Annotated in this window: 7 protein-coding genes; 5 read left to right on the top strand and 2 right to left on the bottom strand. The window is 49.6% G+C overall.

Going from position 1 to position 9986, the window contains the following annotated elements; all coding sequences use genetic code 11:
* A partial coding sequence (locus ACLR2L_RS08350; RefSeq protein WP_413367344.1) for a TonB-dependent receptor plug domain-containing protein occupies positions 1 to 644 on the bottom strand: 644 nt, incomplete at its 3' end.
* Positions 645 to 854: 210 nt separating this feature from the next.
* Here ACLR2L_RS08350 and ACLR2L_RS08345 point away from each other — a divergent pair.
* From ACLR2L_RS08345 to ACLR2L_RS08335, 3 genes are all read left to right on the top strand, one after another.
* Positions 855 to 1883, top strand: a complete 1029-nt coding sequence (locus ACLR2L_RS08345) for a LacI family DNA-binding transcriptional regulator (protein WP_413367342.1) — start codon at positions 855 to 857, stop codon at positions 1881 to 1883.
* On the top strand, positions 1883 to 3370 hold the full coding sequence (locus tag ACLR2L_RS08340) for a tryptophan halogenase family protein (protein ID WP_413367340.1): 1488 nt from the start codon (positions 1883 to 1885) through the stop codon (positions 3368 to 3370). The genes ACLR2L_RS08345 and ACLR2L_RS08340 overlap by 1 nt, the downstream gene beginning before the upstream one ends.
* A gap of 136 nt (positions 3371 to 3506) precedes the next feature.
* Entirely contained in the window at positions 3507 to 5831 is a 2325-nt protein-coding gene (locus ACLR2L_RS08335) for a DUF5916 domain-containing protein (protein ID WP_413367338.1), read from the top strand.
* Between the two features lie 71 nt (positions 5832 to 5902).
* On the opposite strand, the gene ACLR2L_RS08330 is transcribed toward ACLR2L_RS08335, so the two are convergent.
* Positions 5903 to 6361, bottom strand: a complete 459-nt coding sequence (locus ACLR2L_RS08330) for a cupin domain-containing protein (protein WP_140958932.1) — start codon at positions 6359 to 6361, stop codon at positions 5903 to 5905.
* A 344-nt stretch (positions 6362 to 6705) separates the two neighbouring features.
* Here ACLR2L_RS08330 and acnA point away from each other — a divergent pair, with 344 nt between their 5' ends.
* Both acnA and ACLR2L_RS08320 read left to right on the top strand, forming a co-directional pair.
* On the top strand, positions 6706 to 9420 hold the full coding sequence (gene acnA, locus ACLR2L_RS08325; RefSeq protein WP_413367336.1) for an aconitate hydratase AcnA: 2715 nt from the start codon (positions 6706 to 6708) through the stop codon (positions 9418 to 9420).
* 117 nt (positions 9421 to 9537) lie between these two features.
* Complete coding sequence (locus ACLR2L_RS08320) at positions 9538 to 9933, top strand: energy transducer TonB (protein WP_413367334.1); 396 nt, start codon at positions 9538 to 9540, stop codon at positions 9931 to 9933.
* Positions 9934 to 9986: the final 53 nt, after the last annotated feature.

Genomic DNA, 9986 nt, shown 5'->3' with positions numbered 1-9986 from the left:
GTGCCGTCGTCGTTTTTCCAGCTGTAAAGGCCTGAAAGCGATGGATCCGTTTCGGTAGAAATATCGTTGTACTGAGCTTCTACCGATACCTGTGCCGTATTGGCATCCAGATCCAATGGCTTGCGGGTACGCAGAATTACCGTGCCACCCAGCGCGCCTTCGTCCAGGTCGGCTTGAGATGATTTATACACTTCAAGGCCTGCTACCATTTCAGATGCCAGGATCTCAAAGTTAAAGTTACGTGTTGCGTCTGACAGCACGAACCACTGCGCAGTACCCACTGCCTGACCGTTCACCAATGTCAGGTTTTGGTCTGGCTGTACGCCACGGATGGTCACACCCTGACCTTCACCAAAGTCACGGTCGATAGTCACACCCGGGATACGGGATAAAGACTCCGCCACGTTTTTGTCGGGGAACTTACCAATGTCTTCTGCGGTAATGGCATCAACTACTGAATCAGAAAAGCGCTTGGTATTGATATTGGCTTTCTGACTGGCACGAATGCCACGTACTTCAATGATTTCTGTCGTATCGGCACCTTCTTGCGCAATTGCGCAAGGTACTGCAGTGGCTGCCATTGCTCCGACGGTGAAGGCGAGACGCAGCCCGCGAGTTAGTGTATTTATTTTATGTTGTTTCATCACTCAAATCCTTGTTCTTGTAAGGAATGTTCTCAGAAGGATGACAACGCTGTCATTTGACTCACAAATAAAATGACAGACGCGTCAGATTTCTTAAAAAATGGATGACAACGCTGTCATTGAGTGTTAACGTTACAACAACAAATTAACGTTTGCAAACACAAAAATTAAAAAGAATTATTTTTGGATAAAATTTAATCTGGAGGCGCAATGTCTGCCACAATTAAAAGTGTTGCCGAACATGCCGGTGTATCCATTAAAACGGTCTCTCGTGTAATAAATAACGAAGGTACGGTTAAGCCCGACACGCTGGCCAGGGTGCAAGCGGCCATTGACCTGCTTAACTACAAACCCAACAAGGCGGCGCGGGATTTGGCCGGGCGCGACAACTATGTGCTTGGGTACGTGTACGACAACCCTAACGCGTATTACATCATCGATATGCAAAAAGGGATTTTAAATGAGTGCCGGGCGAACGGGTACGAATTGCTCATTCACCCCTGTGATGCCAGCAGTCGCGACATCATTCAGGAAATTCTTGGCATGGTGGACAGCGCAAGATTAGCCGGATTGATTCTGTCGCCGCCGCTCTCGGAAATGCCAGAAGTGCTATCTTCTCTTGACGAGAAAGGGGTGCGTTATGTGCGTATTTTGTCGGGCAGCGAAGCGCTTGAGAGCGGTCAGCCCTGCGTGCTGGTTAACGACTTCCAGGCGGCTTACCAAATTACTGAGCATCTTATTCAACAGGGGCATCGCGATATTGGTTTTATCGCGGGTGAAAAGCAGCATAACTCTACCATTGAGCGTCAAAAAGGCTTCGCTGCCGCGTTGGCTGCGCATGGATTGCCACAACATCCTGAATTCGTGGTCGAAGGCACTTACTCGTTTGGTACCGGGGTTACAAGCATTGAAACCCTGCTGAGCTTGCCCAAGAAGCCCACTGCGGTGTTTGCCTGTAACGATGAGATCGCTGCAGGTGCACTATTCGGTGCGCGCATGCGAGGGGTGGATGTACCGCAAGCCCTGGCGATTGCCGGGTTCGAGAACAGCCCATTCTCCCGGCAAACCTTTCCGCCATTAACAACGGCTTCCCAGCCTACTGATAAAATCGCCCAGCGCGCGACGTCCACACTGATCCAGTCGTTGAAGGCTCGTAAGCTTGGCAATGACAAGCAAGCCATTCCGGCACAAGTGTTTGTGCCAGAGCTGGTAGTTCGAGAATCAACTAAACGGTCGTAATGATGAATCAAACACATCCGGCATCAGTTATTATTGTTGGTGGTGGTACCGCCGGCTGGATGTGTGCGGCGTATCTGGCGAAACAATGGGGCACTAGTACTCACATTACCCTGATTGAGTCATCGCAAATTGGCACCGTTGGAGTGGGCGAGGGTTCAACGCCATTTCTAAAGCAGTTTTTTGCTGATTTGGGCTGGCAGGAGCAAGACTGGATGCCTGACTGTGATGCTACCTATAAAACCGGCATTGAGTTCGCCAATTGGACAAACAGCGCGCGTTTTTCTCAGTACTTCCATCCATTTTTTACCCCTCTCGATCAACACACCGGCGAGCTGTTTTTTAATAGCTGCCAGCAGTTGCGAAGCGGCCTGGCAAATGCCGATGTAAAGCCTGAACATTACTTTAGTGCCGCTGAAATGGTGCGAAAACGGGTTACACCGCAAAGCAGCAAATTACCCGGGGATATCGACTACGCCTACCATTTTGATGCCAGTAAATTAGCCCTGCGTCTGAAGTCGTTCGCCATGACACTGGGTGTAAATCACCGGGAAGGAAAAGTCGCCGACGTACACACGCAGGGCAATCATATCACCGGCTTACGCATGGAACAGGGCGATGAACTGCGTGCGGATTTATACATAGACTGCTCTGGCTTTATTGGCTTATTAATGAAAAAAGCGCTGAACGCGCCGTTTAAACGTTACAGTGATACGTTATTCAACAATGCCGCTGTTGCACTGCCCACAATGCATGGAAATGATGATCCTATTGCGCCTCAGACCCGCTCGGTTGGTATGGATAGCGGCTGGATGTGGCAAATTCCACTGACTACCAGAATTGGCAATGGCTACGTCTACAGTGCTGATTTTTGTTCTGCCGACGAAGCCGAAGCGGCCTTGCGCAAGGCGTTAAATGTTGATGACGGCATACCCGCTCGCCATCTGAATATGGAGGTTGGACGCTTAGAGCAGCACTGGCAAGGTAACTGTGTTGCGATTGGCTTAGCTCAGGGGTTTATTGAACCCCTGGAGGCGACGGCGCTTATGCTGGTGCAATACGCGCTTTATCAATTGGTGGATGGTGTTGGCTCGGATAAACCGTTGGCCAGCGCACAACAGGAATACAACTGCGAAATGAATCGCATGTTCGACGGCATTCGCGATTACATTGCTGCGCATTATTACCTGAACACCCGTATAGATTCAGCCTATTGGACTGCGTGCCGGCACGATATGGTTGTGCCTGACAATCTGCGGTATTTGCTGGAAAAGTGGGATAGCGGTGCCTGCTTCGAAACCGCGTTGGATCATCTTGATTCAGAACTCGTATACCTGCGCCCGTCCTGGTATTGCATTCTGGCTGGAATGGGGCGCTTTAATCAGCTCGATACAAGCCAGCCTGCGCCGGTTAATCGTGCTTCAATAGTGCACCTGGAAAATCTGGTTGGGCATTACTTTTCGCATCAGCAGCGCCCGCTAAGTGTCTAGAAATTGTGCTTAATGTAACGAATTGTTAATAATTTTAACAATTCGCCGCGTGTCTTCTAAACTCTATCGACATTACATAGGAATTTTGTGTTCCTGTGGCATAGTCGCCCGCGGATTGAAGACAGTAGACACAACGATGAGATTGCGAAGTACAGGCTGGCTGTTGCTGGCTGCCCTATGCCTGAATCCGGCACTTGCCAATGACCTGTTGATCAGTGGCACTGAACAGCAAACTGTTACCCATATTCCTTTTATCGAGGGCGAGGTAACCATTGACGGCAAACTGAATGAGACCCAGTGGCAGCATGCCCAGGTTATTTCGCTGGAATATGTAACCCGGCCATACAACAATACCATTCCACCTGTGGCTACGCAGGTTAAGCTTTTTGAAGACGGCGAAACACTGCACATTGCCTTTATTGCCGAGGATCCTGACCCTCAGCAGATCCGCGCATTCTTCCGCGACCGCGATAAAGTATGGAGCGACGACCTGGTTGGCATCAAACTGGATACCTTTAATAACGGTAGGCTGGCGTATCAGTTCTTTATCAATCCTCTTGGAGTGCAGGCCGATGCCATCCAAAACGAAATGACCGGGAATGAAAGTGACAGCTGGAATGCGATTTGGGAATCAGCCGGTGTCATTAATGACCATGGGTATATTGTGGAAGTGGCTATCCCGCTACGCATTATGAATTTTGAGGAAGGCGAGCGCAGTAAGCTGTGGGGAGCGGAATTTATTCGATTCTATCCGCGCGAGGAACGCTTGCGGATTGCCAACATTCCCTGGGATCGCAACGATGCCTGCTCACTCTGTCAGCTTGGCGACGTAAAAGGATTCGAACAGGCAACCCAAGGAAAGAACCTTGCGCTGGTACCTACTCTGGTATTGGGAAAAGGCCGCAGTCGCGATCCGTTTTCGTCGAATCAATGGGATGACATAGAAGTTGTCGAACCGGGGCTGGACATAAAATGGGGTATTACCCCTGAAATGTCTTTGCAGGCAACGCTCAATCCGGATTTCTCGCAGGTAGAAGCCGATGATGCGCAGGTGAGCATTAACAATACCTTTGCACTTTTCTTCGATGAGCGGCGCCCATTTTTTGTGGAAAATGCCGACTATTTTTCGTCGAATCAACGTCTGGTGTATACCCGTAACATTGGCTCTCCGGATTACGGCTTAAAGCTAACCGGGCAGAAAGAGCGCCATACGTTTGGCGTGTTTATGGCCGACGATGCCAATACCGCCTTTATTGTGCCGGGGAATATTGGTTCAGGTGTGGCGGTACTCGAAGAAGAATCACTCAATGGCGCACTTCGCTATCGTTTCGACTACAACAATGATTTATCAGTGGGGTCGGTGACGACCTTCAGGCAAGCAGGTGATTACCACAACTTTGTGAACGGGCTGGACGTAAAATACCGGCTTACTCAACAAGACACTATTCGCGCGCAATATGTGGTGTCTAACACGCAGTACCCGGATGATTTATACCTCAATTTTTGTGGCGACGACTGCACAACTAAAGAAGACTTTTCAGAAACCGCACTTCGTACCCGATTAACCGAGGCATTTAGCGGCACAGCCTGGCGAGTGAATTATCGCCACGAAGAACAGGATTGGTTCTTCCGCGCTGATCGCTACGAAAACGATGCGGGTTTTCGCGCCGATCTGGGATTTGAAACCAAGGCAGATTTTAATAAATCCGTGGTCGGTGGCGGCTACAATTTCTGGAACGAAGGGAGCTGGTGGAACCGCATTCAGCTAAAAGGGGACTGGGATCTCACGCATAACGATAACGGCGAGCTGATAGAGCGCGAGCTGGAAGCTACATTTAATATTCGCGGAAAGTGGCAGTCGTATCTTGAGCTGGGTGCCGTAAAGCGCGAAAGAGTGGGGCTGCGTCGTGACCCGTCAACACTGGCGGTAACGGGCAATACCGATAGATTTGAAGAACAATCCGTGAATGTTTATGTTGAAACGCGGCCCAACCCCACACTCTTTGTAAGTACTTTTGCCAGTAAAGGCGACCAGATAGACTTTGCCAATAACCGGCTGGGTAACGAACTGTTTGTAGAGTCCATGATTGACGTGAATTTAGGTAAGCACACACAGGTTCGATTCACGCAGCTATACAGCAATCTGGATGTGGCCGGTGCAACGTTATTTACTGCGCGGATTTCCGATCTGCGACTCACCTATCAATTGGATACCCGACAGTTTGTGCGACTGATTGGCATATACAACAACACGCATCGCAACCAGAGCAACTATACCTTTGAGGTGCAGCCGGTCACACGTACTTTGGGCGGCCAGTTGTTGTATTCCTATAAACTCAATCCGCTAACGCGTTTCTTTGTGGGCGTGTCCAGCGCTGCTGTTGAAGAAAACCCATTAACCGGACTTACCACTACTGATAAATCCGTGTTTATGAAGTTTAGTTACGCGTGGCTTTACTAAGCGCGTAGACACAATGAAAAGAAGCGGCCACAAGCCTCGCGCTGGTGAGGGGGCCGCTTATAGAAACTTACTTATAGAAACTTACTTAAGTGTGGATGCGCCAGTTCTATCCATTGACGCACCGACGGTTCGTCAATAAAGCTAAAATCCGCAAAATCAAAACCCGGAGCAACCGAGCAACCTACCAGTGAATAGTCGCCGGTGGTTTGTGCGGCCTGAAAATGACCACCCGGCACGATAGCTGCCATGTCGTTATCATTACCGCCAATGCGCTTTTCATGCAGTTGTTGCTGATGTAGTTGATAAAGCGTTAAGGGCGCGCCGCTGTAGTGGTTCCAGATTTCATCATGAAGCACGCGGTGAAACCGGCTAACCTGTCCTTTCAGCAGTAAAAAATAAATATGTGTTACCGCCGGGCGGGATAACCCGTGCTTTGGCGATCTCACTTCAGTTGTTGACCGATAAATCTGCCGGTAAAACCCACCCTCCGGGTGCGGCTCCAGCCTCAGTTTCTCAACGAGAGGGTGCATGTTTAACTCCGCCTGATGGCTAATCGATGTGATTAGCGGGTGCAAAACTGCCACAGTTAAGCGCCGTTGCTCCACACTGACGTCTTATTGTTGTACTACGAGCATACCTAAGCGAGTTACGGAATGCACGATATTTATTAACATTTCATTAATCATTGGGCGGCATCTAAACGGCGCAATGTCACGATGAGAAGTGAACTTTTTTCCGTGCTCGGTACGTAGGAATAATGTGAAATTTCATTCATGCTCGGCTTTTTGCACTCTGTAGGGTTAGTTCCGCAGACAGGATCGGGTTGTTGGAAGCGGTCTGCAATTAGCCTGTGCCAATATAAGGATGCTGCAACATGACACAATACCAATCGTTTTCATCGTTAACGGTGGGTGACCATCAATATCGCGCAGTGAATTTAAATGCGCTGTCTGAACGTTACGACTTATCGCGCCTGCCTTTTTGTATAAAAATTTTATTAGAGAACCTACTGCGGCACGAAGACAGTGAGTTTGTTACCGCCAATGATATTGAAACGGTAGCAACCTGGGACACCGCTAAGCCAGAAGAGCATGAAATAGCGTTTGTGCCTGCCAGAGTCATTCTGCAGGATTTCACCGGTGTGCCTGCCATTGTGGATTTAGCCGCTATGCGAGATGCAGTAAATCGACTTGGCGGTGATGCTCAGGCCATTAATCCGCTCAATCCGGTTGAACTTGTTATTGACCATTCTGTGATGGTGGACCACTTTGCACAACCGGATGCGCTGGAGAAAAACACGGCCATTGAAGTACAGCGCAACAAAGAACGTTACCAGTTTTTAAAATGGGGCCAGTCGTCATTCGATAACTTTAAGGTAGTGCCGCCGGGGCGGGGAATCGTCCATCAGGTAAATCTGGAATACCTGGCGCGATGCGTATTTGCTAACAAACAAGGGCAGGAAACCATGGTCTACCCTGACACCCTGGTAGGTACTGACTCGCACACCACCATGATAAACGGCTTAGGTGTTCTTGGCTGGGGTGTTGGAGGTATAGAGGCAGAAGCTGCAATGTTAGGGCAACCGGTTACTATGCTTTTGCCGGAAGTCGTAGGTTTTAGATTAACGGGTAGCCTTAAACCCGGCGTGACAGCCACCGATATGGTACTCACCATTACTGAGCAACTTCGCAACCACGGTGTAGTGGGTAAGTTTGTAGAATTTTACGGGCCCGGATTGTCGTCTCTCACAACTGCCGACCGAGCCACCATTGCTAACATGGCGCCTGAATACGGTGCAACTTGCGGAATTTTTCCTTTAGATCAGGTTGCCTTAAATTATCTTCAACTTACCGGACGTGATGAGCAGCAAATCAAACTGGTAGAGGCATACGCCAAACATGCCGGCTTGTGGCATGACGACACCAGTAAAGATGCTACTTACCATGAAACCCTGGAACTGGATTTAGGCGATGTAGTGCCCTCGGTTGCGGGCCCTAAACGGCCGCAGGACCGCATTGCATTAGCGCAAGCCGCCAGTGCATACGAACGTTGGTTGTCAGAGCAAATTGACATCACAGACGTCACTCAGGCAAACGAGTTTGTCGCTGAGGGGGGCGCAGCGCCAGTCGTTGACGAAAACCATGCGTCCTATGTGGAATTTGACGGTGAGTCATTCAATCTTGAAGACGGGGCAGTGGTCATTGCAGCAATTACAAGTTGTACCAATACCTCAAACCCGTCGGTATTGATTGGTGCAGGGCTGCTGGCGAAAAAAGCCAACGAGCTGGGGTTAACCCGTAAACCCTGGGTCAAAACGTCTTTGGCTCCCGGGTCTCAGGTAGTAACCCAGTATCTCGACGACGCAGGCTTAATGCCGCATTTGGAAGCGCTTGGATTCAACCTGGTTGGATACGGCTGTACAACCTGTATCGGTAATTCTGGTCCACTGCCTGAACCCATTGAAAAAGCCATTCAAGGCGCGAAACTCTCGGTTACCTCGGTGTTGTCGGGTAACCGCAATTTTGAAGGCCGTATACACCCTGAAGTCGCTGCTAACTACCTGGCGTCTCCGCCATTGGTGGTTGCCTATGCGCTGGCTGGCAACATGAAAATCGATATCACCAAGGCGCCTTTGGGTCAGGATAAAGACGGCAATCCGGTGTTTTTGAAAGACCTGTGGCCGAGCAGCGAAGAAATTGCGGAGTATATTGCTGGGCACGTGTCAGGAGAAATATTTAAGGCCAAATATGCCGATGTGTTCACGGGCAGCAGTGTGTGGACTGATTTGGACACCAGTGACTCGGCGGTTTATGACTGGCCTGATTCTACTTATATCAAGCATCCGCCATTTTTCGAAACCATGTCTGCCGAACCTGATGAGGTGGGGGCAATCGACGCTGCACGTTGTTTGGTGAAAGTGGGCGACTCTATTACCACCGACCATATTTCGCCTGCGGGCTCTATAGCGCCGGATAGCCCGGCTGGCCAGTATCTGCAATCTCTCGGTGTTAGCCCGGCTGACTTTAACTCCTATGGTTCTCGTCGGGGGAATCATGAGGTGATGATGCGTGGTACGTTCGCAAATGTGCGGTTAAAGAACCAATTAGCGCCTGGTACCACAGGTAGTGCAACGACGCACTTTCCTTCAGGCGATGCCATGTCGATTTACGACGCGGCAATGCGTTACAGAGAAGAAGGAACGCCGGCGATTGTAATAGGGGGCAAAGAGTATGGTACAGGCTCCAGCCGCGACTGGGCGGCAAAAGGCCCGGCTCTCATGGGCGTACGCGCAGTCATTGCCGAGAGCTTTGAGCGAATTCACCGTTCAAACCTAATCGGAATGGGGATATTGCCGCTGCAGTTTAATGAAGGAGACAGCGCAGATTCACTGAACATTAACGGCAACGAAAGCTTTTCTATTGCGGCGGTTAGCGCAGGTCAAAAGACGACCATCATGACCATTACCGATGATAAAGGCAATCACCGGGACGTAGAGTTGCAGGTGCGTATTGATACCGGTAATGAGTTTACCTACTATCAGCACGGCGGCATTCTGCACTACGTGATCAGGCGCTTTCTGACACAATAAAAACTGAGGGCAGGGTATTGCACCCTGCCTGATATTGGCAGCTCAAAAAGTCTTTTCGTATTTTATAACGTCTGGTAGAGTCTTTTTTGAACAATGAACACACTCAAGGAAGACATCATGAAGTACCTGTTAGTTGCTTTTTTACTGACATTAGTTACTGCCTGCTCAGTTACAACTATTGCGCGGCCTGCGCCAAGACCCTCTCCTTCGGTGCCGGTAGTCACACCTGAGCCAACACTGCTGAAGTACAAAAATCCTGAGTTTCCTGATGCCGCGATAACCAAAACATCCTCGAGTGTGATTTTGCAAAACGGATGGGTGCTGTTGCAATACAATGTGGATGAGAGCGGTAAACCGGTAGACATCAAAGTGGTGGATGCCAGCCCAAAGGGACTCTTTGAAGAAGCGTCGATTGAAGCGCTGAAAGGCTGGGAATATCAGCCGCCGATGAAAGACGGAAGAAGGCAACCCATGAGTGGGCTGCATAATCTTTTCACATTTAAAATGATGTAGTATTTGCGGTAATCGCTAAAAATAACAAAACCGACGGCAAAACCCATTACCGT

Source organism: Alteromonas sp. AMM-1, assembly GCF_047290655.1.
GTDB classification, from domain to species: Bacteria; Pseudomonadota; Gammaproteobacteria; order Enterobacterales; family Alteromonadaceae; genus Alteromonas; species Alteromonas mangrovi.
The sequence above is the reverse complement of the archived record's forward strand: the minus strand, read 5'-3'. Positions and strand labels throughout refer to the sequence as shown.

Excerpts from the sequence above, each read along its gene's own strand:
- ACLR2L_RS08340 (WP_413367340.1), top strand. The coding sequence starts at position 1,883 with ATGATGAATCAAACACATCCGGCATCAGTTATTATTGTTGGTGGTGGT.
- acnA (WP_413367336.1), top strand. The coding sequence starts at position 6,706 with ATGACACAATACCAATCGTTTTCATCGTTAACGGTGGGTGACCATCAA.
- ACLR2L_RS08345 (WP_413367342.1), top strand. The coding sequence starts at position 855 with ATGTCTGCCACAATTAAAAGTGTTGCCGAACATGCCGGTGTATCCATT.
- ACLR2L_RS08335 (WP_413367338.1), top strand. The coding sequence starts at position 3,507 with ATGAGATTGCGAAGTACAGGCTGGCTGTTGCTGGCTGCCCTATGCCTG.
- ACLR2L_RS08320 (WP_413367334.1), top strand. The coding sequence starts at position 9,538 with ATGAAGTACCTGTTAGTTGCTTTTTTACTGACATTAGTTACTGCCTGC.
- ACLR2L_RS08330 (WP_140958932.1), bottom strand. The coding sequence starts at position 6,361 with ATGCACCCTCTCGTTGAGAAACTGAGGCTGGAGCCGCACCCGGAGGGT.